The sequence below is a fragment of the Amycolatopsis sp. SB7-3 genome (genome assembly GCF_041021335.1).
Lineage (GTDB): Bacteria > Actinomycetota > Actinomycetes > Mycobacteriales > Pseudonocardiaceae > Amycolatopsis > Amycolatopsis japonica.
This window is the reverse complement of the sequence record NZ_JBFPJQ010000002.1, coordinates 764,630-788,576: the sequence shown is the minus strand read 5'-3', so window position 1 is coordinate 788,576 and position 23,947 is coordinate 764,630. Positions and strand designations below refer to the sequence as shown.

Genomic DNA, 23,947 nt, shown 5'->3' with positions numbered 1-23,947 from the left:
CCGGGCTCGATCTAACCAGCTTCGAGCCGTTCTTCCTCGACGACGATCACGCTAGGTGAGTTCGGGGGACTTCCGCTTCTCGATTCCTGATCCGTATTCAGACGCTCCAGCCCTCGCTCTTGGTCGCCTTCAGGTAGTCCTCGACCGGCGGCCCGACCGGCCTGCCCTCGTACTGCGTCGACAGCACCACCGACGACCTGATCTCGCCGTGCTCGCCCAGCCGTTCGAAGAGGCCTTCGAGGTGTTCGAGCGATACGGCCCGCACCTTCAGCATGGTGCAGCGGTCGCCGCTGAGCCGGTGCAGTTCGACCACCTCGGGGTAGTCCTCCGACTTGCTGGTGCGCAGCAGGCAGCTGCCCAGCGAGCAGCGCATCTCGACGAACGCCTGCAGGCCGTATCCGGCGCGGTGCGCGTCGACCTGGGCGCGATATCCGGTGATGACGCCCGCCTCCTCCAGCCGCCGGACCCGTTCGGCGACGGCGGGTGCCGAGAGGTTCACGCGGCGGCCCAGCTCCTTGAACGAGAGCCGTCCGTCGGCCTGGAGCGTTTCGAGGAGCCGCCAGTCGAGGTCGTCCAGCGCCCTTTCCGATCGTAAGGTCATCGCGCCCGGATTCCTTCCATGATGCGCCTCGCACCCCCGCGAGGCCTTCGTCAGCCTATTCGCCGCGGCGCCGGGAATCCCTAGGTTTGAATCATGAAACCGATGTTCGCGCTCTTCATGGGCGTAGCCTGTCTCAGCACCGCGGTCGTCGGCCTGTCCACCACGGCCGCGCTGATCATGGTCGAGCACGCCGGCGCGGCGTGGAGCGGATTGCCGAGCGCCGTACTGGTACTCGGTTCCGCCGTGGGTTCGCTCTCGTCCGGCACGCTGGCCGCGCGGTTCGGCAGGCGCTTCGTTTTGGTGCTGCTGTACGGCGCCGCGGTGACGGGCGCGCTGATCTCGTTCGCCGGTGTGCTCGGCGGATCCGTGCTCGCGCTGGTGGCGGGGATGCCCCTGATCGGCTTCGGCAACAGCGGGGCGCAGCTCTCCCGGTACACCGCGGCCGACCTGTCGCCCGAGCACCGCAAGGGTTTCGCACTGTCCACAATGGTCTGGGCGGGGACGGTCGGCGCGGTCGCGGGGCCCGCCCTGATCGCGCCCGCGGCGGCAAGGGCGGAAGCCGCCGATCTTCCCGCTTTGTCCGGTCCGATCGCGGCGGGGGCGATCGTGGTGGCCATCGCCGTGGTCGCCGTCGCCACCCTGCCGCGGGGCCTCGCCGCCCCGGAGGAAGGAGTGCCGAAGCACCAGCGGATGTCCGTGCGGAACCCGGTGGTACTCGGACCGCTCGTGGCGATGGTCGGCGCGCAACTGGCGATGGTGGCGGTGATGACGATGACCCCCGTCCAGTTGCACGAGCACGGCCAAGGTCTCGACGTCGTCGGCTGGGTGCTGAGCGCCCATCTGATCGGGATGTTCGCGCTGGCGCCGTTGTCCGGCTGGATCGCCGACCGCTGGGGCGGCCGCGCGACCATCTTCGGCGGGATCGGGACGATCACCGTCGCGGCGGTCACCGTGATCGGCGCCCCCGATTCGCATCACGTGGGGATCCCGGTCGCACTCTTCCTGCTGGGTTACGGCTGGAACCTGGTGTTCGTCGGCGGCAGCAGCATGCTCAGCCGCGATCTCCCGGCCGCCCAGCGGACGAGGGCGCAGGGCACGGTCGACGCCTTCGTCTGGGGCACTTCGGCCGGTGCGAGCCTGCTCGCCGGACAGCTGTTCGGCCTGGGTGGCTACGTCCTGGTCGGCGTCGCGGGTGGTCTGTGCGCCCTCGCCCCGCTCGCGGTACTCGCCCGGCGGCCGGTGGTGCGCGAGGCCGGTGAAAAAGCCGGGCTCCGCTGATCTGCGAAACCCCGGCGCAGCCGTCATACTGCTTCACTCCGACGCGAACGAACCCGTGATGACGCAGATCACGTGGGTGACCGATTCGGAGGGTCCTAGGGTGAAAGCACACAAGGTGCGGGAGATCGGGGGTGCACGATGAGCGAGTTCGCGGTGAATCTGCGGGACCGGGTACGGCAGGCGAGGGAGGACGTTCAGATCGCCAAGCAGGCCTCTGACGAGGACCGGGCCTCGGCCGTCGGCGCCGATCTGGCCAACCTGGAGCGACTGGCCGCCGAACACGGGGTCGACCTGCCGGAGCAGGCCTCGGGTGACGCCCGCGCGTGACCCGGGTTCCAGGCCGGTGATCGGCCTTTGACACCCTGGGGCGTGTGACCGAAAGCCTGAACCGGATCCGCGCCTTCCTGGCGGATCGCGAGCCGCCGACGCCGTGCCTGGTCGTCGACACCGATCTGGTCGCGGAGCGTGCGGCCGCGGTCTCGGCGGCTTTCCCGGGTGCGCTGATCCGTTACGCGGTCAAGGCGAACCCGGCTCCCGAGGTACTCGACGCGGTGGCGTCGACCGGCGCGGGATTCGACGTGGCGGGGACGGCGGAGATCGAGCTGTGCCTGTCCCGGGGCGCGCGGCCGGCGGAACTGGCGTACGGCAACACGATCAAGAAACCGGCGGACATCGCCTTCGCCTATGCGCGCGGAGTCCGTGAATTCACCACGGACTCCGCCGGCGATCTGGCGAATCTGGCCGAGCACGCGCCCGGTTCGCTGGTCTCGGTCCGCCTGCTCACCGGCGGCCCGGATTCGGTCACGCCGTTCGGCCACAAGTTCGGCTGCGAACCGGCGATGGCCGCGGCCCTGCTCCGCCAGGCCGTGGATGCCGGGCTGCGCCCGGGAATCGCGTTCCACGTCGGCTCGCAGCAGCCGGATCCGGCCGCCTGGGAGATCGGGATCGCGACCGCGGCCAAGGTCGCCGCGGAGGCGGGTGTCGTACTGGAGCGGCTGAACATCGGGGGCGGTTTCGCCACCGAGCACCGGGAACCCGTGCCGTCGCTGACGGACTACGCGGCGGCGATCCACGCCGCCCTCCGTGAGCACCTCCCGGAGCCGGAACTGCTGTTGGAGCCGGGCCGGGTGATCGTCGCCGACGCCGGGCTGATCAGGACCGAAGTCGTCCTGGTGACCACTCGCGCCGCCGCCGACGAACGCCGCTGGGTCTATCTCGACGTCGGCAGATACAACGGAATGGCCGAGTGCGAGAACGAAGCCGTCGCGTATCGGCTGGAGCCCGTCGGCGTCAAGGGACCGCAAGGACCGGTGGTCCTCGCGGGGCCGACCTGCGATGGTGACGACGTGTTGTACCAGCGGACGCCGTGCGCGCTGCCGAGGTCGTTGAAGGCGGGCGACCGGCTGGACATCCCGGGAACCGGGGCGTACACCGCCAGCTATTCTTCCGTCGCTTTCAACGGAATCGAGCCGTTGCGCACCTATTGTGTGGGGAGGTTCGCCGATGCCGGGTGAAGAACCACTCGTCGGCCGGTTCGCCGGCCGCCACGTACTCGCGGAGTTCGAGGGGATCGAGCCGTCGTTGCTCGACGACGCCGTACTCCTCAAGAAGACCCTCGCCGAAGCGGTGACCGAGGCGGGGGCGACGGTCTGCGAGGTCGTGTCGCATTCCTTCGCCCCGCAAGGGGTCACGGTGCTCGCGCTGCTGGCCGAATCGCACGCGTCGGTGCACACCTATCCGGAGATCGGCTCGGTGTTCGTCGACGTGTTCACCTGCGGGGACCGGGCCGATCCGGAACGCGCGGTCGCGTTGCTGGCGAAGATGCTGGGCGCCGGCACCGTCCGGATGTCCACTGTGGAACGAGGAGAGAACTGATGGCGCAGCGAGTGATCGTCGAGCCGATGGGCGCGGGGCTCACCCGGAACTGGGACGTCGAGGAGGTCCTGTTCGAGGGCCGCACCGCGTTCCAGAACGTCCTCATCGGACGGACCGCGCAGGGGATCTCGCTCTTCTGCGACGACGAACGGCAGAGCACCGAGCTGAGCCAGCTCGTCTACCACGAGGCCCTGATGGTGCCGACGCTGCTGCTCGCCGAACGCGTCGAGCGGGTGCTGATCATCGGGTCCAGCGAAGGGGTCGCCTCCCAGCTCGCCGTCGCGGCCGGGGCCGAGGTGGTCGACCACGTCGACATCGACGCCGAAGCGGTGCGTGTCTGCGCCGAACATCTTCCGTACGGCTACACCCTCGACGAGCTCGGCCGTGCCGAACGCGGGGAGGGGAAGATCCGGGTCCACTACCGCGACGGCTGGGAGTTCCTCGCCGAAGCCCGGGAGCGCGGCGACTCCTACGACGTGGTCGTGATCGACCTGCCGGACGAGAACGACGACCCGGCGGCGCAGCACAACCGGTTGTACGGAACCGACTTCCTGGCCCGGTGCACGGCGCTGCTCACCGACGGGGGAGTGGTCGGCTGTCAGGCCGGCTGCCCGACGCTGTGGCGCAACCGGACACTGATCACGTCCTGGCGCCGGTTCACCGAGTCGTTCGGGACCGTGCTCTACTACGGTTCGGACGAGCACGAGTGGGCCTTCCTGACCGGCAGGGCCGACACGATCGCCGACCCCGGCGCCCTCGTCGCGGAAAAGATCGGCAAGGCGGGGATCGGGGAGTCCACTATGGACGAAGACGCGCTGAGGGCGAACACGGTGCCGCCGTTTTCCCTGCGTAGCCACTGAGAGCCCGGCGACCGGTGTCCCGCCGAGATCACCGGTCGTCGCTGTGCGTGGCCCTCGGTCACAGGATCCTCCATCTGGTCGTTGCCGGGTGTCGCGGTGCGGGCCAGAATCCCTCTAGTGGGTAGCTGGAACGCGGAAATCGCCGCCAGGGCGGACAGAGAGCCCGCGGTCTGTGCCGCCTTCGCGAGTTTGACCGCGAGTGTCACGGAAGACCTCGGACCGGATCGGGTCGTGGACACCTTGTCCAGCGAATGCGCACGGCTGCTGCCGATCGACTCCACCGAGGTCTTCCTGCCCGGCGTGGAACTCGAACGCCATTCCGCGGTCGCGGAGGACGGGCCCGCGCTCGAATCCTTCGAAACCGGGAAGGACATCGCCGTGCACGACCTTTCCGCCGAGATCTCGCGCTGGCCGGGTTACGTCGCCAGGATGGCAGGGCAAGGCTTCGCCGCGGTTTCCGCGCTTCCGTTGCGGGCGATGGATGAAACCGTCGGTTCGATCGCCTTCCTCAGTGCCGAAACCGTCGTGCTGAGCGCCGAAGACCACCGGCTCGGCCGCGCGCTCGCCGACGTCGCGACGCTGTGTCTCCTGCAGCAGCGGGAATTGCGGCACTACCGGACGCTGTCGGAGCAGTTGCAGAGGGCGCTCGACAGCAGGGTCGTCATCGAGCAGGCGAAGGGTATGCTCGCCGAACGCGCCGGTATCGACCTCGGCACCGCATTCAACCGCATGCGTTCCTTCGCCCGTAGTTCGAACAAGAAGCTGTCGGACGTCGCACGCGGCGTCGTCGAAGGAACACTGGACACCCGGAAACTCCTCCGGCCGCGAAACCGGTGAAATTCGACGGAAAATGCCGGTCGATCGCTGGTAGGGCCGTTGGTCACCGGAACCGATGACTTGTCCCCGTCGATGCGCGACCGTGCGGCCCTAGGGCGCGAGGACGTAATCGGAAAGGCTTCACCCAGACGAAAGGTGCGGTGGAGTCATGGCGTTGTTGGGAAGCCTTCTCGGGAAGAGCCGGTCGGTACGGCCGAGCCTGCTTCCGTTGCTGGAATTGAGGTCGGCGGTGCTGACGCTGCGGTCCGGTCACGCGCTCGCGCCGACCGGTTCGGGGACGGTCTGCTTCGTCGCGGAGGGACGTCCCGGTGCGGGGACGGAGGCGGAGATCATCGCCGGTCTCGCCGGGGATTCCGCCCGCCGCAACGTGGTCACCCACGACGCGCACGGCAGGACGATCGTCCGCTGCTGGCGGGAGAACGGGGACCTCGGCTGGCTGCTCGACGACCTCGTCGACGTCAACGAGAGGCTGGCGCAGGCCGGGTTCGCGTCGTGGCTGCTGCACACGACGGTCGACTTCGCCGAGCTGCGGGACATGCGTCACCCGCGGCTGACGATGGTGTACCGCCGCGAACGCGGCACCTTCTACCCGTACGCGCCGCGCGGAACCCGGGGCCGGGACAGGGCGATGGAGCTGAAGATCCGCTCGTCGCTGACCCGGATCGTGCCGATGGAGTCCGACATCGGCCGGTGGCGCCCGGTATGACCGGCGGAACTCGCGTGCTTGGAGCCGTCACACGCGTGATTGGAGCCGGAACTCGAGAGTTCCGGCTCCAATCACGCGAGTTCCGCCCTCGATCACGCGAATGACGGGTCAGCCGGGGACGCCGCTGAGCCAGCCGCGCAGACGCTGGACGCGCCGGTCCCGCGGGCTCCATCGCGGGAAGCGGCGCCGCGACCGGGTGGCGAGGGCCGCGCCGTCGAGATGCCGGATCGCGGTCAGGACGTCGTCGAGCAGCGAGCCGTGTGTCTCCGGTTTCGCCACGACCCGCGGCAACCGCTCGAGTTCGGCGGCGAGCGGCACCCGGCGGCCGGAGGCGTGCGTGCCGGGACGGCGGCGGGTCTCGCAGATTCTCGTGGTCACGTCCCGGTCACCCTCTTCCCGTGGTCACGGCCGTCGAATTCGTCCCTTACGACGATGCGGTACCGAAGGCCGTTCCGGTCAGCGCCGAAGGTTGTGCCATCGAGGGCACAAAGACCCCACTCGGTCGCCGGACGGGTACGGCGGGTCACGGGTTGGCGTCGAAAGGACAGCCGGGGCGGCGGCGGTGGGACAATGCGCCGGCGCGCCGATCGCGAATCCGCACGCGGGTGAATACGGCCGTGGGCAGGATTGATTTCCGGGAATCTGCCGGACAATGGTCCGGCGAGACCACGATCGACGGAGAAGGTGCATGCCGAACCCGAACTCCCCGCAGCCCATGCCCCCGGCCGCGGCCCCGATCCGGGTGCTGCTCGTCGAGGACCACAAAATGGTGGCCGAAGCCCTCGGCGCGGCCTTCGAGGAGTTCCCGGAGATCGACCTGGTGGCGTCCGTGGAGTCCCTGGCCCACGGGATGATCGCGGCGGAGGAACACCGGCCCGACATCGTGCTCCTCGATCGGCGGCTCCCGGACGGCGACGGGATCGAGGCGATCGCCGGGTTCCGCGCGGTCTCCCCGTCGAGCCGGGTGCTGGTGCTGACCGGCGACGCGAACAGCGCCATCGTCGCCAGGATCCTCGAGGTCGGCGGGGCCGGGCTGCTGTTGAAATCCGGTCTCCTCGACGAGCTGATCACCGCGATCAGGACCATCGCGGCGGGCGACATGGTCATCGACCCGGAATTGCTCAGTGGCGCGCTGGCCATGCTGGGCGGCGGTTCGGGCCGGATCGGCCCGGTGCTGACCCTGCGGGAACGGCAGGTGCTGGGTTTGATCGCCGAAGGCGCCGGAACCGACCGGATCGCCGAAGAACTGCGGCTCGCGCGGAATACCGTGCGGAATCACGTGCAGCGGATCCTGGTGAAGACCGGGACCCATTCGAAACTCGAAGCAGTGGTGCACGCACGGAAGAATGGCCTCCTCGAACGGCCGTAGCGGGGAGACGTATCCGAGTGCCAAGCTGCACTATGGCCATGCTGCCATCGGAACAGACGCCTGATCACCGCAGCGCTGTGCTCTTCGAGTTGTTCATGCACAGCGTGGCCGACTACGCCATTTACCTGCTGGACGCCGACGGGCGGGTGATCAGCTGGAACCCGGGGGCGGAACGGATCAAGGGATACTCCCAGGACGAGATCCTCGGCCGCCATTTCTCCGTTTTCTACACCGAGGCCGACGTCGCCGACGGCAAACCCGCGGCGGAACTGCTGGTCGCCGCGGAGATGGGGAGCCACGAGGACGAGGGCTGGCGTGTCCGCCGTGACGGGTCGCGGTTCTGGGCCAACACCGTGATCACCGCGTTGCGCGACGAACAGGGCGGTCTCGTCGGTTTCGGAAAGGTCACCCGTGATCTCACCGAACGCCGGAAAACACTGGAGGAAAGGACCGAACGGCGACAGGCGTTCGCGCATTTGGTCCGCGCACAGGAAACCGAACGTCGCCGTATCGCGTGGGATGTTCACGACGATTCCATTCAGTCGATGATCGCGGTGAGCATGCGGTTGCAGATGCTCGCCGCACAACGGCGTGATCCGGCTTTGATGCAACTCGACGAAGCGATTCAGGGGGCCATCCGACGATTACGGATCCTCGTCGCCCAATTGCGCCCGCCCGCGCTGAACGACGAAGACCTGATCGCTTCCGTCCGCGACTATCTCGACGAGGTCGTCGCCGGCTGGGGCCTCGACTGCACCCTGCGGCACGATCTCGCCGTCACCCCGCCGCCCGACCTCGTGGTCACCGCCTTCCGGATTCTCCAGGAGGCGCTGGTGAACGTGCGCAAACACGCGAACGCCCGCACCGTCGTGGTCTCGCTGACCGGACAGGACGACGGTCTGCTGGTGGAGATCGCGGACGACGGCGACGGGCTGAAACCGGACGGCGAGAACGCGCACGGGACCTTGTCGGGCGAGCACATCGGAATGGCGTCGATGCGTGAACGTGCGGAAGCGGCGCAAGGCTGGTTCCGGATCTCCAGCAGGCCGGGCGAAGGTACTTCGGTGACCTTCTGGATTCCGCTGGGCCCTCCCGGACCCTCGCGGACATGAACGAAGGAGGCACTTCGATGCCGGAACCGGGAAGCAAGCGCGGGACGAGAGAAGTGGTCCGGGTGGGCGGGGCGATCGACGACCAAGGCCTGCAGCGGCTGCTGGAGGGGCTGAAAGCCGTTCGCGACGGCGATTTCAGCACCCGCCTGCCCCAGGTGGACGACGTCCTGATGGACGAGATGGCGGTCGTCTTCAACGGGATGGTCGATCAGCTGGCGCTGTTCACTTCCGAGGTCACCCGGGTCGCGCGCGAGGTGGGGACCGACGGGAAGCTCGGCGGCCAGGCGGCGGTGCCCTCGGTTTCGGGAACGTGGAAGGACCTCACCGATTCGGTGAACGCGATGGCGGGCAACCTCACGGGCCAGGTCCGTGACATCGCCGAGGTCGCGACCGCGGTGGCGAAGGGCGATCTCTCGCAGAAGATCACCGTCGACGTCAAAGGCGAGATGCTCGAACTGAAGAACACGATCAACACGATGGTGGATCAGTTGTCGTCGTTCGCCGACGAGGTCACGCGAGTCGCTCGCGAGGTCGGCAGCGAGGGACGGCTGGGCGGTCAGGCGGAAGTCCCCGGGGTCGCCGGGACGTGGCGGGATCTGACGACGTCGGTGAACTTCATGGCGGGGAACCTGACCGATCAGGTGCGGTCCATCGCCGAGGTCACCACGGCGGTGGCGAAGGGTGATCTCTCGCAGAAGATCACGGTCGACGCGCGGGGCGAGATCCTGGAGTTGAAGAACACGATCAACACGATGGTGGATCAGTTGTCGTCGTTCGCCGACGAGGTCACCCGTGTCGCGCGCGAGGTCGGCACCGAGGGCGCGCTCGGCGGGCAGGCCCAGGTGCCCGGGGTGGCGGGGACGTGGCGGGATCTGACGACGTCGGTGAACTTCATGGCGGGCAACCTCACCGCGCAGGTGCGCTCGATCGCCCAGGTCGCCACGGCGGTGGCGAAGGGTGATCTCTCGCAGAAGATCACCGTGGACGCGCGGGGCGAGATCCTGGAGTTGAAGAACACGATCAACACGATGGTGGATCAGTTGTCGTCGTTCGCCGACGAGGTCACCCGCGTGGCCCGCGAGGTCGGCACCGAAGGACGGCTGGGTGGTCAGGCGGACGTCAAGGGTGTGTCGGGTACCTGGAAGGGCCTGACCGAGTCCGTGAACGTCATGGCCGACAACCTCACCGACCAGGTGCGGTCGATCGCTGAAGTCACCACCGCGGTCGCGAAGGGCGATCTCTCGCAGAAGATCCGCGTCGACGCCCGCGGCGAGATCCTGGAGCTCAAGGACACCATCAACACGATGGTCGGCCAGTTGTCGTCATTCGCCGACGAGGTCACCCGTGTCGCCCGTGAGGTGGGTACGGAGGGGCGGCTGGGTGGTCAGGCGGACGTCAAGGGTGTGTCGGGCACGTGGAAGGGGCTGACCGAGTCGGTCAACGTCATGGCCGACAACCTGACGGATCAGGTGCGCTCCATCGCCCAGGTGGCGACCGCGGTCGCGAGGGGTGACCTGTCCCAGAAGATCACCGTCGAGGCCAAGGGCGAGGTCGCCGCGCTCGCGCAGACGATCAACACGATGGTCGACACGCTGTCGGCCTTCGCGGACGAGGTCACCCGCGTGGCGCGGGAAGTCGGCACCGAGGGCATCCTCGGCGGGCAGGCCAGGGTGCCGAACGTCGCCGGCACCTGGAAGGACCTCACCGACAACGTCAACTCGATGGCGAACAACCTCACCGGCCAGGTCCGCAACATCGCCCAGGTGACCACCGCGGTCGCGCAGGGAGACCTGTCCCGCAAGATCGACGTCGACGCGCGCGGCGAGATCCTGGAGCTCAAGACCACCATCAACACGATGGTCGACCAGCTTTCCGCGTTCGCCGCGGAGGTCACACGCGTCGCCCGTGAGGTCGGCAGCGAAGGACGGCTCGGCGGTCAGGCCGAGGTCGAAGGCGTTTCGGGTACCTGGAAGCGGCTGACGGAGAACGTCAACGAGCTCGCCGGGAACCTGACCCGGCAGGTCCGGGCGATCGCCGAGGTGACCAGCGCGGTGGCGACCGGCGACCTGACGCGGTCGATCTCCGTCGAGGCGCAGGGCGAGGTCGCGGAGCTGAAGGACAACATCAACGCGATGGTCCAGTCGCTGCGCGAGACCACGCGAGCGAACGAGGAGCAGGACTGGCTCAACACCAACCTGGCCCGGATCTCGGGCCTCATGCAGGGCCATCGGGACCTGCGGGTGGTGGCCACGCTGATCATGAACGAGCTGACCCCGCTGGTCGGCGCCCAGCACGGCACGTTGTTCCTCACCGAACCGGGGGAGAGCGGCACGCGGCTGCGGCTGATCACCAGCTACGGGCACAGCGAGGCACCGGACGCGCCCTCGGATTTCGCGATGGGGCAGTCGCTGATCGGGCAGGCCGCGCAGACCAAGAAACCGATCGTGGTCGACCGGACGCCACCGGGGTTCGTGAAGATCTCGTCGAGTCTCGGCTCGGCCCCGCCGGTCACCCTGATCGTGCTGCCGATCGTCTTCGAAGACCAGGTGCTCGGCGTCATCGAACTGGCGTCGTTCGGCGAATTCACCGCCGTCCGCAAGGACTTCCTCGAACAGCTGATGGAGACCATCGGGGTCAACGTCAACACGATCATCGCCAACGCGCGGACCGACTCGCTGCTGGAGGAATCCCAGCGGCTCGCCGAGGAACTGCAGGCCCGCTCCGAGGAGCTTCAGGCGCAGCAGGCGAAACTGCAGGTGTCCAACGCGGAGCTGGAGGAGAAGGCCGAACTGCTCGCCCGGCAGAACCGCGACATCGAGGTGAAGAACTTCGAAATCGAGCAGGCGCGCCAGGAGATCGAGGAACGCGCGCAGCAGCTCGCGCTGGCGTCGAAGTACAAGTCGGAGTTCCTGGCCAACATGTCGCACGAACTCCGGACCCCGTTGACCAGTCTGCTGATCCTCGCCGGGGTGCTCTCGCAGAACTCCACCCAGAACCTGACGCCCAAACAGGTCGAGTTCGCGAAGGTCATCCAATCCGCGGGCACCGACCTGCTGCAGCTGATCAACGACATCCTCGACCTGTCGAAGGTCGAGGCGGGCAAGATGGACATCCACCACGAGCCGTTCCCGCTGCGCCAGCTGCTTGACTACGTCGGCACGACGTTCCGGCCGCTGACCGCCGAGAAGGGGCTCGACTTCCAGGTCACCGTCGAACCCAACGTTCCGGAGCTGCTGTTCACCGACGAGCAGCGGCTGCGGCAGGTGCTGCGGAACCTGCTGTCGAACGCGGTCAAGTTCACCGAAGACGGCAGCGTCGAGCTCCGGGTCAAACTGGTCGACACCATCGTTTCGCCGTCCGGAGGACCCTCGCACGAGTCCCTGGTGGCCTTCAGCGTCACCGACACCGGGATCGGGATCGCCGAGGAGAACCTCGATTCGATCTTCGGCGCCTTCCAGCAGGCCGACGGCACCACCAGCCGCAAGTACGGAGGCACCGGGCTCGGCCTGTCGATCAGCCGCGAGGTCGCCTATCTGCTCGGCGGCGAGATCCGGGCGGACAGTGTCCTGGGGACCGGCAGCACGTTCACCCTCTACCTGCCGGTCGCCAGGTTCACCGCACCCGTGAGCCTCGAAGAGTCCACTGTGGACAACTCCGCCGCGGAACGGCGGGTGCTGGTGGTGGAGAGCGAGCAGAACAGTCTGCTGACCCTGCTCGCCCGCGGGGTCGCGGCCGACATCGCGGACAGCCACGGCTCGGTCCAGGTCCGTGCCGTGTCGGACCCGGCGGAGGCGTTCGAGGAACTGAAACGCGACAGCTACCGCTGCGTCGTGCTCGACACCAGCATCCCCGGGACCAGCGCCTTGACGTTCCTCAAACGGCTCGTCGACGGTCCGGATCCGGTCGAAGTCCCGGTGCTGGCGTACGCGACCCGCAAGCTCAGCGCCGCACAGGACCGCTTGCTGCACGGACACGCGCGGGTGCATCCCGTCGAACTCCTGCCTTCGCTGGACATGCTGCGGGAGCGGATCATGCTGCACATCTCGGCCAGCGAACTCGAAGGCATCCTGCCGCTGATGCGCCAGCCCGAGGTGAGTCCGGTGGAGACCGTGCCCGCCTCGGACCAGCCGTCCGATCCGCCCGCCGGGCCGGCGAGGCTCCAGGGACGCAAGGTGCTGCTCGTCGACGACGACGCCCGCAACGTCTACGCCATCTCGGGAATGCTCGAACTGCACGGACTTTCGGTCGTGCACGCGCCCAACGGCCGCAAGGGTATCGAGGAACTGCTGGCCGACGACGGGATCGACCTGATCCTGATGGACGTGATGATGCCGGAGATGGACGGCCACGCGACGACGGCGGCGATCCGCGAGATGCCGAAGTTCGCCGGACTGCCGATCATCACCGTCACCGCGAAGGCGATGGAAGGGGACCGCGAGAAGAGCCTCGCCGCCGGGGCGAGCGACTACGTGACCAAACCCGTGAACGCGGAGGAACTCCTGGCTTGTATGGAACGCTGGCTCACGGACTGAAGTCCTGGCTACTCGGTCCCGTTGGCGCTGTTCGCGCAGATGCGGCGGATGGCCGCGACGATCTCGGTGTTGGGACTGCCCTTCACGAGGTACTCGGTGACGCCCGCGGACGCCATCTGGGCGATGGAGCGGGTGTCGCTGTGCGCGGAGAACGCCATCAACCGCGTATGGGGCACCCGGCGCCGGATCTCCCGCGCCATCCACGCGCCACCACCGCCGGGGATCCGGACGTCCAGCACGGCGACCTCGGGGGACAGCAGCTCGGCGAGCGCGACCGCTTCGCCGGCGTCCAGCGCGACGGCGACCACCTCGATGTCCGGCTCGGAGTCCAGGAGGGCGCGCAGGGCATCGCCGATGACCGGGTTGTCGTCCGCGACGAGCACCCGAAGTCTGGGGGGTGGCGTTCGGTTCATCACCCAGTCCGTGCCCGCGCGGTCTGCGGCGCCGGTGGTGGTCGCGGGCCCCCCGCCGAACATGGCGTGACTCAGCAAGAGATCCGGCGGTCGCCCTCGCTCGGCTGCTCGATGAGCGTCCTGGCGACGTCGTGGATCTTCATGTTGTTGTTGCGGCAGAACGAACGCAGCAGTTCGAACGCGGCGTCGATGTCGATCTGGTAGCGCTCGGCGAGGATACCCTTCGCCTGCTCGATGGGAAGCCGGTGATCCAGCGCGTACTGGAGTTGCTCGGCGCGGGCGCGGTAGAAGCGGATTCGGTTGCGCATCGCCACGAGGTCGTCGGCCGGGTCGGGAGAGCCGGGCGACGGGGTAGGCGAAAGCGTGGTCTCGGACATGAAGCGATCGTCGCAGCGGCGTGACTGCTCCGGGAAGAACAGAACGTCCTGACTCGAATGATGCAAATGAACCTGGTCCGGTCGGCGGCAGCCACTCGAACGGGCGCCGAACAGGGCCCTTTGGCCTGTCGCAGTGACCGGCCGTGCACCGTACGCTCAGCCGAGGAGGGGGAACCGTGGAGGTCGGAATGCTCCGGGTGTTTCTGGTCGACGACCACGAGGTGGTCCGTCGAGGGGTCGCGGACATGCTCGAGGAGGAGGCCGACCTGTGCGTTGTCGGGCAGGCCGCGACCTTTTCCCAAGCGCTGGCGAGGATCCCGGCGCTGCGGCCGGACGTCGCGGTGCTCGACGTGCGGCTGCCGGACGGCAACGGCGTCGAACTCGCGCGGGAACTGAGATCCCGGATGCCGGAACTCAAATGCCTGATGCTCACGTCGTACACCGACGAACAGGCGATGCTGGACGCGATCATGGCGGGCGCGAGCGGGTACGTCATCAAGGACATCCGCGGGATGGACCTGGTGGCGGCGGTCAAGGAGGTCGGCCTCGGCCGGTCGCTGCTGGACGCGAGGGCCGCCGCGACGCTGATGGCGAAGTTCCGCGACGACGCCGCCAAGAAGGGCCCGCTGGCGGGCCTCTCCGAGCAGGAACGCACGTTGCTGGAGCTGATCGGCGAGGGGCTGACCAACCGGCAGATCGCCGAACGGATGTTCCTCGCCGAGAAGACCGTGAAGAACTACGTGTCGCGGTTGCTGACGAAACTCGGGATGCAGCGGCGGACCCAGGCGGCGGTGCTGGCGACGGAACTGCGTCGGCAGTGACGTTTTCGAGGCGCGATCCTCGCTCGGCCCCGAATGTCAGGAAAGGGTCGTTCAGGACGAAAAGTGTCATGAACGACCCTTTCCTGACATGCGCGAGGTGCGGGATGTCCTGAAAGGGTCGTTCATGACACAGGGCGGGGCCGCGCGAGTCAAGCGGAAATGAGCGTATCGAGCAGTACGTCGTCCAGTGGCCGGCGCGGCGTCCACGGCAGCGGCGAGCCGTAGCCGACCCGCAGCAGCACCTGCGGCCACACCCCGCAGCCGAGGATCCGCCGCAGTTCGGCACGGGCCTCGCGGACCATGATCGGCGGCGAGATGAACGACGCGTCTAGTCCCGTGGCGGTCGCGGTGAGCAGCACCCGTTGCAGGGCCTGGCCCGCCTGCAGCCGGTCGAGCCGGTCGTCGGTCAGCGATCCGATCGCCACCACGAGCGGGGCGGGCCGCGGATCGCCGGCCGCGTCGCCGAATTCGTCGAGGAGCCAGCTTTCGTCGGCGGGGCTGCCTTCCATCGCGTAGGACGGCACACCGTCGCGGGTGTTCGCGCCCAGTCCGGTCCAGCGGCCGAGTTCGGCGAGGAAGGCGGGGTCGGCGAGTTGCTCCCGGCGGGCGCGGGCGGTGAGGTCGTGCAGGAGACGGCATTGTTCGGCGTCGAGGTTCGGCATCCACGCGTGTTCGAGTTCGGTGGCGTGGCGAAGCGCGGTGAGCGTCGGTTTCGGGACGACGCTGGAAAGGAACGGCCGCCGGTTGGTCCGACGACGGGGGATCGCCCGGGCCAGCCGCACGACCTTCTGATCGGGCATGCGTTCGGCGAGCGGGCGGACGACGGCCAGCAGGTCGGGCTCGGCGCGGCTGGGCATCAGGGTCGTCGCCGGATGGAAGCCCAGTGCGTGAATCGCCGTCCGGAGGGTGAACAGGGCGGCGCCGCACGAGAGCACGAGTTCGCGTCCGTCCGGATCCGTGACGGGTAAAATACGGCGCGGATCGGCGTGCACCTCGATCCCGGTGCCGGTGCACCGGAAAAGCCACGGCTGGGTGTTGTGCGTCGACGGGGCCAGCATGGCCGACCGGAGCACGGAATTCACCTGTTCGGAGTTCAAACGTCCGACCCTGGTGACTTGTATGGTCATGGTTTCCCCCGCCGCTGCGCCACGGGCAATACGGTTGTCTGATGAGACGGTCCCGCCCGCGGTGCGGGGCCGAAAGAGGAGAAAGTCACCACGGCCGGGAGTCGTCCCGATCTTCGGAGGCGGAGCAGGATGTCGGCTCATGACCGGCTGGGCGGAAGCGACGACCGGATCACCGGCGCGCTGTCCCAGCTGAAGGTTCGTGAGGTGCTGCGGGATCTCCAGGACCGCATCGAACGGCTCATCGGCACCCGCGACAAGATGGACGGCCTGCTCGAAGCGGTGCTCGCGGTCGCGTCGGGGCTGGAGCTGGACACGACGCTGCACCGGATCGTGCAGGCGGCGATCGATCTCGGCGAAGCGACTTATGGCGCGCTCGGGGTGATCGCGGACGACGGTTCGCTCGCCGAATTCGTCTATCACGGCATCGACGGCGAAACGAAGGAACAGATCGGACATCTCCCGAAAGGTCACGGACTGCTGGGTTTCGTCATCGACGAGGCGAAACCGGTGCGCCTGGCCGACATCTCCCGGCATCCCGCGTCGGTCGGGTTCCCGCCGTGCCATCCGCCGATGCGTTCGTTCCTCGGCGTGCCGATCCGGGTTCGCGACGAGGTGTTCGGGAATCTCTACCTGACCGAGAAACGCGGGGAAAGTTTCACCGACGACGACGAGGTGGTCGTCCAGGCGCTCGCCGCCGCGGCCGGGATAGCGATCGAGAACGCCCACCTGTACGAGCAGACGCGGATCCGCCAGCGGTGGCAGGCGGCCACCAGTGAGGTGACCACGGAACTGCTGGGCGGTACCGACCCCGTCGACGCGCTCAACCTGATCGCCGGCCGGGCGCTCGAACTCACCGGTTCCGATCTCACTTTGCTGGCATTGCCCGGCTCCGGCAGGCTCGACGTCAGCCCGGACGGCGAGGAGGAGGCCGACGAGCTGACCATCGCCGTGTGCGCGGGCGCGCGGGCGGCGGAGCTGACCGGGGTGCGGATCAGTGTCGCCACGTCGTTGCCGGGGGCGGTCTATCGAGACCGGACTCCGCGCAGCGTGCCGGAACTGGTACTAGGTCCCGACGGGGAGATCGGCCTCGGCCCGACGCTCGTCGTGCCGCTCCGCGCGCGGGAACGGACGTCCGGGGTGCTGATGGCGGTGCGGAATCCGGGCGCGGTCCCGTTCGAGCTCGCCCAGCTGCCGGTGGTGGCCTCGTTCGCCGACCAGGCCGCGCTCGCGCTCCAGCTGGCCGCGCGGCAGCGCACCGCCAGGGAGCTCGACGTGCTCGCCGACCGCGACCGGATCGCCAGGGATCTGCACGACCACGTCATCCAGCGGCTGTTCGCGGTCGGTCTCGCCATGCAGAGCACCCACCGCCGCGCGGATTCGCCGGAACTGCGGCGGCGGATCGGGGAGAGCATCGACCAGATGCACGAGATCGTGCACGAGATCCGCACGGCGATCTTCGACCTCCACGGCGGCGAGGCGGGCCAGCAGGGGGTGCGGCTGCGGCATCGCCTCTACGACTCGATCACCGAACTGACCGACGACACCCCACTGCATCCGACGGTCAGCCTGTCCGGGCCGCTCGACTCGATCCCGCTCCCGTTCGCCGAACACGCCGAGGCGGTGGTGCGGGAGACGGTCGGCAACGTGGTCCGGCACGCGCGGGCGAGCGGCGTTTCGGTGAGCGTCGCGGTGAAGGACGACGTCCTGCGGATCGTGGTCACCGACGACGGCACCGGGATCGGCGAGTCCGGCGGTTTCGGCGGGCTGCGGAATCTTCGTGATCGCGCGGAGAAGGCGGGCGGGACGTTCCGGGCGGAGACGTGCGAAGGGGGCGGAACCAGGATCGACTGGTCCGCCCCCTTGCGCTGACCGGGGTTCAGTTCGTCGACTGCGTGGCGAGGAGCCCGTCGACTTCGACCGAGCGGGCGACGTCGGAGGCGACGGTCTCCAGCAGTTCCGCGGTGAGGTCCGAAAGCGCCCGCGTCACGGCGAGATAGGAACCGATCTGGGACGCCGCACCGTTTCTCAGCCCGGCCTCCGCGATTCCGACGCCGACGAACTCGCCGCCGTCCTCGAGACGGAGCAATGCTTCCGCGCGTACCCGGTACGGCTCGTGCTGCAGGGACACGTCGATGGTCCATTTGTCCGTCATCGTGGGCTCCGTTCCGGTCATAGAGACTCTCATCGGGGCCGTCCGTGGCACAGGGTCCTTGGTCCTCGCTCTCCGCGAATCGGGGGCGAAAGTCCTCGGAACTCGTGACCGGCGGCCGCTGCGGTCGCCGGGTACCCCGGCCGATGGTGGATCAACCCCTTTCTTCGGGAGCACACGATGAAGATCCCGTTACCGACCCATGTCGACCAGGCGGTGGCGGCGGCCGTCCGTGCGCCGTCCCCGCTCAACACCCAGCCGTGGCGGTTCGTCGTCGACCGAGGGCGGATCGAAGTGTGGCTCGATCGCGCCAGGGTGCTCCGGATCGCCGACCCGGACGCCCGCGAGGCGCGGCTTTCGTGCGGCGCCGCGTTGTTCAACCTGATCGTTTCGTTGCGGTCCAACGGGAAGACCGTCTCGCTGCGGCTGGTCCCGAAGCCGGAGGAGCCGGACCTGCTCGCCGAACTCGTGATCGGCGGCGACCGGTTCTCGTCGCCGGAGGAACGGAAGCTGGCCGAGGTCGTCTTCCGCCGTCACACGAACCGCCGTCCGTTCGCGGACCGGCCGGTGCCGGTCTGGGCGCGGACGACGTTGCGCGCTGCCGCACTGGTGGAAGGCGGGCTGTTGGAACTGTTCGGCCGCGGCGACCGGGCGAACGCGGTCGCGCGGGTGCTGCACCGGGCCGAGGCCGCGCAGGCCCGCAACGGCGCGTTCCAGGCGGAGGTCGCGCTGTGGACGCGGCGCACGGCCCACGCGCCGGACGGCGTCCAGGCACCGACCAGACCGCCGTCACCGCACGGCATTCCCGCGCAGGAGTCCTTCATCGCCGCCGAACCCGAAGGCGGTGAACCGGTGCTCGGCGCGGTCCTCACCGCCGGTGGCGGCCCCGCCGCGGATCTGCGGGCGGGAATGGTGCTGCAGCGGGTACTGCTGACCGCGACGGCCGCCGGTCTCGCGACGTCGTTCGTCGGCAGGCCGTTCGAAACCCCGGAGACCCGGGCGGCGATGGACCGGGTCTTCGCCGATCTCGGCCGCCCGCACGCGGTGTTGCGCTTCGGGTACGGCCGCCCGGCTGCGATGACGGCCCGCCGTCCGATCGGTGAAGTGCTGTTCCGGCGGTCCGAGGCGAGCCTCTGATCCCGGGGTCACCTCGCCGACATCCACGTTTCCGATGGCCGCCACCCACCCGTCATCCCGGGCGGGTTCGGTCTGGGTATGAAGATCATGCGGAAATCCTTGGTGGCGCTGGCCATCGCCGGCCTGTCGGTCGCGGCGTCCGCGCCGGCGGTGGCGGACGCGGACGCCGCCGGGCGCGATCGCGGCTCGATCGTCATCACCGAGCAGGCGTCCAAGCGCATCCTGGTCCTGCCCGCCGACCGGACGTCCTGGCGGGAGCGGAAGGTGAGCTGGGCGTGGGCGCCGAACGCCGCCAACGGGCTGGCGGATCTGGCCGGCTCCTGGAGCAACCCGAGCGACGCGAAGCTCGCCGAACGAGGCGGCGAGAAGTACCTGCTGACGTCGGCGTCGGGTGGTTTCGCGGCCGTTGTGCCGTATCCGGCGGGCGACCGGGCGTACTGGGCGGCGAACGTGGGCGGCCCGGCCAATCCGCACAGCATCGAACTGCTGCCGGACGGGAACGTCGCGGTGGCGGCCAGCACCGGCGGCTGGGTGCGGGTCTACACCGCCTCGCAGGGGCAGCGTTCGACGACCTACGCCGAATACCGGCTGGTGGGGGCGCACGGCGTGGTGTGGGACGCCGGACGGAACGTGTTGTGGGCCCTGGGCACCGACGCGCTCGTCGCGTTGAGCGTCGGCGGGACGCCCGCCGCTCCGGTGCTCACCGAGCAGCGGTCGGTCCCGGTGCCGACCAAGGGCGGGCACGACCTCCAGCCGGTCCCGGACCGGCCGGACCTGCTGTGGGTGACGACGGAAGCTGGGGTGTACCAGTTCTCGAAGACGGGTGGCGCGTTCACCCAGCGCTACGCGGGCGCTCGCGAGATCGACCGGCCGCATGTGAAGAGCGTGTCGACGAACCCGCGGACCGGCCAGATCCTGACGGCCTCCGTGCAGGAGGGCCACTTGTGCACCTGGTGCACGGACACCGTCCGGCTGGCCTTTCCACGCGCCGAGCTGGCGCTGCACGGCGCGTGGATCTACAAGGCCCGCTGGTGGATCGGTTGAGCTGAACTTCCATGTCGGTACCGGCCGTTCGGGGGGCTGCCCGGCCGGTACCGACACACCAGAGAAGAGGGCCCCTCGCCGCGAGAATGACGGCTCGCCGCGTCTTTCACCTGACCGAGTGAATCGGGTCGTTCGGCGCGCGGCGTTGACCCATTCGGGGTATACGCCTCACCCGAGGAAGGTCCGCAATTCGTCGATGACGGTCCGCGGCTGCTCCTCGGCGACGAAGTGCCCGGAACCGGAGACCTTCCGCACCCGGACGTCGGCCGCCTTGGACGGCAGGACCGCGGCGAGGTAGTCGTAGTTGAACTCCGAGCCCAGCCCCAGCATGGGCGCGGTGATCTTCCCGTACGCCTTCTGATCCTCGATGTCCTGGCCGAACGCCTGGTACCAGCCGTTCCCGGCGCGGATGGCGTCCGGTCGGTCGTACGCGGCGGCGTAGATCGCCCGGTCCCGGCTCCCGATCGAGGCAGGGTCGGCCGCCAGGTGGTCGAACATCCAATCCACGAGGAACCGCGACCGGCCGGTCAGCAGCTGCTCGGGCAGCGTCGCGACCTGGTTGAAGGCGAACCACCAGACGTTCACCGGCTGCCCGGGCGGGGCCAGCATCGGGAGCTGGTACAGGCTTTCGTCGGGGTGCGAGACGTCCATGAGCGTGACGGTCTTCGTGGCTTCGGCGTGGTTGGCGGCGAAGGCGAACGTGACCATGGCGCCGATGTCGTGTCCGGCGATATGGGCCTGCCGGTGGCCCAGCGCGCGGACGAGCTCGAAGATGTCGCGGGCCATCGTCTTCTTGTCGTACCCGCCCGGTGGCTTGTCCGAACCGCCCATTCCCCGCAGGTCGACGGCGATCACGCGATACCGCTTCGCCAGCTCCGGCATGACCTTGCGGTACTGCCACCAGGTCTCCGGCCAGCCCGGCAGGAGAATCAGCGGCTCACCCCGGCCACCGGCGACGTAATGCAGCCGGACCCCGTTGACCTGGGCGTACTCGCTGCGGAAGCCGCCGGGCAGCGACCGCGCGAGTTCGGCGTCGGTCGCGGCGGGCCGGCTCGCCTCGGCGACGCCACCCGAGGCCACCAGCGCGGCCGCGGCCCCCGCGCCGAGGGTGAGCATGGACCGGCGGTTGAGGAAGGAACGGCTGTTTTCGGTCATGTCCTGATCGTGGCCCGGTCGCGGCGCCCGCCGTGAGTGGTGTTTTCGCCAACCAGGATCAGTTTCAAGACAGCATGGGTTCCGGCACGCCCAGCCTGGTCCCGAACGTCTCCCGATACGACACCGGCGTGACCCCGACCTGGCGGCGGAAATGCGGCCGGAGCGCGGCCGACGAGGAGAACCCGCAGTACCTGGCGATCTCGTCGACCGGGAGATCGGTGGATTCGAGCAACTGCTGTGCCCGGATGACGCGCTGATGCGTGAGCCATGTCCCGGGTGCGGCGCCGGTGATCTCGCGGAACCGGCGGTCGTAGTTGCGCCTGCTCATATGCGCCCGCCTGGCGAGTTCATCGACCGGGAGTGCCGTGTCGAGCCTGGTCAGCGCCCAGGCCATCGTCTCCGACACCGGGTCGCCCTCGTCGAGTTCCGGCATCGGCGATTCGATGTACTGCGCCTGCCCACCCGGCCGATGCGGCGGGACGACCATGCCCTTCGCCAGCCGGTTCGCCACCTCCGCGCCGCACCAGGAGCGGATCAAGTGCAGGCCGAGGTCCATCCCCGCCGCGCCACCGCCCGCGGTGAGGATGTCGCCGTCGTCGATGTAGAGCACCGACTCGTCGAGGCGGACGGCGGGGAACCGGGCCGCGAGCAGCGGCGCCATCGCCCAGTGCGTGGTCGCGGGGCGCCCGTCGAGCAGCCCGGCGGCGGCCAGCACGAAGGCTCCGCTGCACAGTCCGGCGACCCGGGCACCACGGTCGTGCGCCGAGCGGAGAGCCGCCAGCGCCGCTTCCGGCGGATCCTCCATCGGCGACCGCCAATTGGGGACCAGCACCAAGTCCGCGTCCCGGACCGCGTCGAGATCTTCGGGGACCGGGACGGTCAGGCCGCCGCCTCGCAAGGCGGTGCCGGGTTCACCGCCGACGACCCTGAGGTCGAGGTCGGGTAGCTCCCCGAAGGCCGAAGCCATCTCGAACACCCCGAACGCGAAGGACATCGCGCCGAGCGACGCCCCGTTGAAGACCACCACGGCCAGCCGTCTCATGGGGCGATTGTAGGGAGACCGGACCTGCGGTGGAGCCGGTTTTCGACTGTCCGAAGGGGACGGTAGATTCCTCGCGCACCAGGTTGGCCGGGGGAAGGAACCGTCGATGTCGTATCCGCAGGGACCGCAAGGGCCGCAGTGGCATCCGCAGCAGTACCCCCAGCAGCAATATCCGCAACAGCAGTACCCGCAGCAGGGATACCCGCCGCCGAAGAAGGGCAACGGGCTGCTGATCGGCTTGATCGCCGGAGGTGGCGCGCTCGTCGTGGTCGTCTTCGTGATCCTGGCGTTCGTCGCGCCCGGGTTCCTGCTGAGCGACAGCAAGTCTTCGAGTTCCGCGACGCAGACCCCGCTGCAGCTCGACTGGGGCCCGGTGCTGGCGGGCAAGTTCATGCTCGCGGTGTTCGGTGACGAGCCCGACAAGGCCGCCGAGTCCGCCTGCGCGGATGCCAAGGACAAGGTCCGCCAGGCGGCGAAGGAGTACGGCGACCGCAATGCCTCGCTCCGCGCGAAAGACCCGCGTGCGGTGAGCCCGGACCTGATCCTGGTGACGACGACCGGCACCCTGGATCACAGCGAGCCCTACAACGGGACGATGGAGGTCCGGCGAGAGGCGGGCGACAAGTACTGCATCTCCTCGGTTTCGCCGGTTCCCGCGGGTTGAGTCAGGGGAGCAGACCCGCCCGGCGCGCATGCGTGACGGCCTGCAGCCGCGAGGTTGCGTCGAGTTTGCGCATCGCGTCCCGCAGGTAGCTCTTCACCGTCTCCGCGGTCAGGCCCAGCCGGTGTGCGATCTCGGCGTTCGTCAGCCCGAGCGCGACGAGCGAGACCGTGTCGAGCTCCCGCGGCGCCAGGCGTAGCGCGGGGGAAACGGCGCCCGTGAGGTTCTCGCACACCGCGTCGAGGCGGTCGCGGAGAACACTGTCGTCGAGCTGGCCGGAGAGCGCCCGTAACTCCGCGTAGACCTCGCGAAGGCGTTCGCGCGGGGCGGCCTCCTCGTGGTGTTCGGCCAGCGGTCGTGCCTCGGCCAGCCGCTGCTCGATCTCGTCCTCGACGGCCAACGTCTGTTCGAGATCGCGCGCGGCGTGCAGGGCGGCGGTGATCGTCCGGTCGGAAAGGGTCGCCTCGTCGCGCAGGCCGCCGTACAGCACGGCGCGGACGCGACGGCGCACGACCACCGGGATGGCGACCACCGAGTGGATGCCCTCGTCCCGGACCGGCTCGTCGTAGTCGTGACTGATCGTGGTGGCGCGGTGGTAGTCGTTGGCGACCACCGGCCTCGTCAGCGCGAGCGCCTTGCCGCCGAGACCGCAGCCCGCGCGGACGGACAGGCCGTTCAGCGCGGTGCCCCGGTTGCCGAGGAACGCGGTCAGCCGCATCCGCGGTGAGGTGCCGGCGATCCCGGCGAAACCGACCGGCAGGCCGGTGTCCCGGCGCAGGTCCGAGACCGCGCCGAGCAGCTGGGCGTCGTCGACCGGCATCGGCTCACCCTCCTCGGTGATCCCCCTCGAT

The 23,947-nt window shown here is 69.0% G+C and carries 24 protein-coding genes; 15 read left to right on the top strand and 9 right to left on the bottom strand.

What is annotated here, in order from left to right:
* Positions 1-97: 97 nt before the first annotated feature.
* Entirely contained in the window at positions 98-601 is a 504-nt protein-coding gene (locus AB8M46_RS21830; RefSeq protein ID WP_394361371.1) for an Lrp/AsnC family transcriptional regulator, read from the bottom strand.
* Positions 602-694: 93 nt separating this feature from the next.
* Between AB8M46_RS21830 and AB8M46_RS21825 the strand changes: the two genes are divergently transcribed.
* The 7 genes from AB8M46_RS21825 to AB8M46_RS21795 all read left to right on the top strand — a co-directional run bounded on the left by AB8M46_RS21825 (position 695) and on the right by AB8M46_RS21795 (position 6,157).
* Positions 695-1,879, top strand: a complete 1,185-nt coding sequence (locus AB8M46_RS21825) for an MFS transporter (RefSeq protein ID WP_394361370.1) — start codon at positions 695-697, stop codon at positions 1,877-1,879.
* Between the two features lie 138 nt (positions 1,880-2,017).
* Complete coding sequence (locus AB8M46_RS21820; protein ID WP_125695710.1) at positions 2,018-2,206, top strand: hypothetical protein; 189 nt, start codon at positions 2,018-2,020, stop codon at positions 2,204-2,206.
* Positions 2,207-2,250: 44 nt separating this feature from the next.
* The gene (locus tag AB8M46_RS21815; protein ID WP_394361369.1) at positions 2,251-3,393 is read left to right on the top strand and encodes a type III PLP-dependent enzyme; all 1,143 of its coding nucleotides are present in this window, start codon (positions 2,251-2,253) and stop codon (positions 3,391-3,393) included.
* The gene (speD, locus tag AB8M46_RS21810; protein ID WP_016334696.1) at positions 3,383-3,754 is read left to right on the top strand and encodes an adenosylmethionine decarboxylase; all 372 of its coding nucleotides are present in this window, start codon (positions 3,383-3,385) and stop codon (positions 3,752-3,754) included. Before AB8M46_RS21815 ends, speD begins: the two co-directional genes overlap by 11 nt.
* Positions 3,754-4,614: a spermidine synthase gene (locus AB8M46_RS21805; RefSeq protein ID WP_394361368.1), complete on the top strand. Its 861-nt coding sequence runs from the start codon at positions 3,754-3,756 to the stop codon at positions 4,612-4,614. Before speD ends, AB8M46_RS21805 begins: the two co-directional genes overlap by 1 nt.
* A gap of 117 nt (positions 4,615-4,731) precedes the next feature.
* Positions 4,732-5,451, top strand: a complete 720-nt coding sequence (locus tag AB8M46_RS21800; protein ID WP_394361367.1) for a GAF and ANTAR domain-containing protein — start codon at positions 4,732-4,734, stop codon at positions 5,449-5,451.
* A gap of 148 nt (positions 5,452-5,599) precedes the next feature.
* On the top strand, positions 5,600-6,157 hold the full coding sequence (locus AB8M46_RS21795; RefSeq protein WP_073843629.1) for a hypothetical protein: 558 nt from the start codon (positions 5,600-5,602) through the stop codon (positions 6,155-6,157).
* Positions 6,158-6,265: 108 nt separating this feature from the next.
* On the opposite strand, the gene AB8M46_RS21790 is transcribed toward AB8M46_RS21795, so the two are convergent.
* Positions 6,266-6,535, bottom strand: coding sequence for a hypothetical protein (locus AB8M46_RS21790; RefSeq protein ID WP_394361366.1), 270 nt, complete (start codon positions 6,533-6,535; stop codon positions 6,266-6,268).
* 310 nt (positions 6,536-6,845) lie between these two features.
* Here AB8M46_RS21790 and AB8M46_RS21785 point away from each other — a divergent pair, with 310 nt between their 5' ends.
* The 3 genes from AB8M46_RS21785 to AB8M46_RS21775 are packed head-to-tail and all read left to right on the top strand — an operon-like array spanning position 6,846 to position 13,170.
* Positions 6,846-7,526, top strand: a complete 681-nt coding sequence (locus tag AB8M46_RS21785) for a response regulator transcription factor (protein WP_125735845.1) — start codon at positions 6,846-6,848, stop codon at positions 7,524-7,526.
* A gap of 32 nt (positions 7,527-7,558) precedes the next feature.
* Positions 7,559-8,638, top strand: a complete 1,080-nt coding sequence (locus tag AB8M46_RS21780; RefSeq protein WP_394361365.1) for a PAS domain S-box protein — start codon at positions 7,559-7,561, stop codon at positions 8,636-8,638.
* A gap of 17 nt (positions 8,639-8,655) precedes the next feature.
* Positions 8,656-13,170 (top strand): HAMP domain-containing protein, encoded by a 4,515-nt coding sequence (locus AB8M46_RS21775; protein WP_037340137.1) that lies wholly within the window; start codon positions 8,656-8,658, stop codon positions 13,168-13,170.
* Between the two features lie 8 nt (positions 13,171-13,178).
* On the opposite strand, the gene AB8M46_RS21770 is transcribed toward AB8M46_RS21775, so the two are convergent.
* Together AB8M46_RS21770 and AB8M46_RS21765 are read right to left on the bottom strand one after the other, a co-directional pair.
* The gene (locus tag AB8M46_RS21770; protein WP_037340135.1) at positions 13,179-13,553 is read right to left on the bottom strand and encodes a response regulator transcription factor; all 375 of its coding nucleotides are present in this window, start codon (positions 13,551-13,553) and stop codon (positions 13,179-13,181) included.
* 101 nt (positions 13,554-13,654) lie between these two features.
* Positions 13,655-13,960 (bottom strand): ANTAR domain-containing protein, encoded by a 306-nt coding sequence (locus tag AB8M46_RS21765; RefSeq protein ID WP_037338780.1) that lies wholly within the window; start codon positions 13,958-13,960, stop codon positions 13,655-13,657.
* Positions 13,961-14,148: 188 nt separating this feature from the next.
* On the opposite strand from AB8M46_RS21765, the gene AB8M46_RS21760 reads away from it, so the two are divergent.
* Entirely contained in the window at positions 14,149-14,781 is a 633-nt protein-coding gene (locus AB8M46_RS21760; protein ID WP_394361364.1) for a response regulator, read from the top strand.
* 149 nt (positions 14,782-14,930) lie between these two features.
* Here AB8M46_RS21760 and AB8M46_RS21755 read toward each other — a convergent pair whose 3' ends face one another.
* Positions 14,931-15,908: an Acg family FMN-binding oxidoreductase gene (locus AB8M46_RS21755; protein ID WP_394361363.1), complete on the bottom strand. Its 978-nt coding sequence runs from the start codon at positions 15,906-15,908 to the stop codon at positions 14,931-14,933.
* A gap of 129 nt (positions 15,909-16,037) precedes the next feature.
* Here AB8M46_RS21755 and AB8M46_RS21750 point away from each other — a divergent pair, with 129 nt between their 5' ends.
* Positions 16,038-17,777, top strand: coding sequence for a GAF domain-containing sensor histidine kinase (locus AB8M46_RS21750; protein WP_394361362.1), 1,740 nt, complete (start codon positions 16,038-16,040; stop codon positions 17,775-17,777).
* A gap of 7 nt (positions 17,778-17,784) precedes the next feature.
* Here AB8M46_RS21750 and AB8M46_RS21745 read toward each other — a convergent pair whose 3' ends face one another.
* Entirely contained in the window at positions 17,785-18,060 is a 276-nt protein-coding gene (locus AB8M46_RS21745; RefSeq protein ID WP_378421744.1) for a dsRBD fold-containing protein, read from the bottom strand.
* A 177-nt stretch (positions 18,061-18,237) separates the two neighbouring features.
* Between AB8M46_RS21745 and AB8M46_RS21740 the strand changes: the two genes are divergently transcribed.
* A complete protein-coding gene (locus AB8M46_RS21740) occupies positions 18,238-19,194 on the top strand; it encodes an Acg family FMN-binding oxidoreductase (protein ID WP_037338774.1) in 957 nt (318 codons plus the stop codon).
* A gap of 78 nt (positions 19,195-19,272) precedes the next feature.
* Positions 19,273-20,238 (top strand): DUF6528 family protein, encoded by a 966-nt coding sequence (locus AB8M46_RS21735; RefSeq protein WP_394361361.1) that lies wholly within the window; start codon positions 19,273-19,275, stop codon positions 20,236-20,238.
* Positions 20,239-20,406: 168 nt separating this feature from the next.
* Here the strand turns inward: AB8M46_RS21735 and AB8M46_RS21730 are convergent, their stop codons facing one another.
* Together AB8M46_RS21730 and AB8M46_RS21725 are read right to left on the bottom strand one after the other, a co-directional pair.
* A complete protein-coding gene (locus AB8M46_RS21730; protein WP_394361360.1) occupies positions 20,407-21,393 on the bottom strand; it encodes an alpha/beta fold hydrolase in 987 nt (328 codons plus the stop codon).
* A 64-nt stretch (positions 21,394-21,457) separates the two neighbouring features.
* On the bottom strand, positions 21,458-22,435 hold the full coding sequence (locus AB8M46_RS21725; RefSeq protein ID WP_037338763.1) for a GlxA family transcriptional regulator: 978 nt from the start codon (positions 22,433-22,435) through the stop codon (positions 21,458-21,460).
* A 106-nt stretch (positions 22,436-22,541) separates the two neighbouring features.
* Here AB8M46_RS21725 and AB8M46_RS21720 point away from each other — a divergent pair, with 106 nt between their 5' ends.
* Positions 22,542-23,099 (top strand): hypothetical protein, encoded by a 558-nt coding sequence (locus AB8M46_RS21720; protein WP_125735835.1) that lies wholly within the window; start codon positions 22,542-22,544, stop codon positions 23,097-23,099.
* A gap of 1 nt (position 23,100) precedes the next feature.
* Here the strand turns inward: AB8M46_RS21720 and AB8M46_RS21715 are convergent, their stop codons facing one another.
* A complete protein-coding gene (locus AB8M46_RS21715) occupies positions 23,101-23,916 on the bottom strand; it encodes a helix-turn-helix transcriptional regulator (protein ID WP_038512728.1) in 816 nt (271 codons plus the stop codon).
* Positions 23,917-23,947 lie beyond the last annotated feature (31 nt).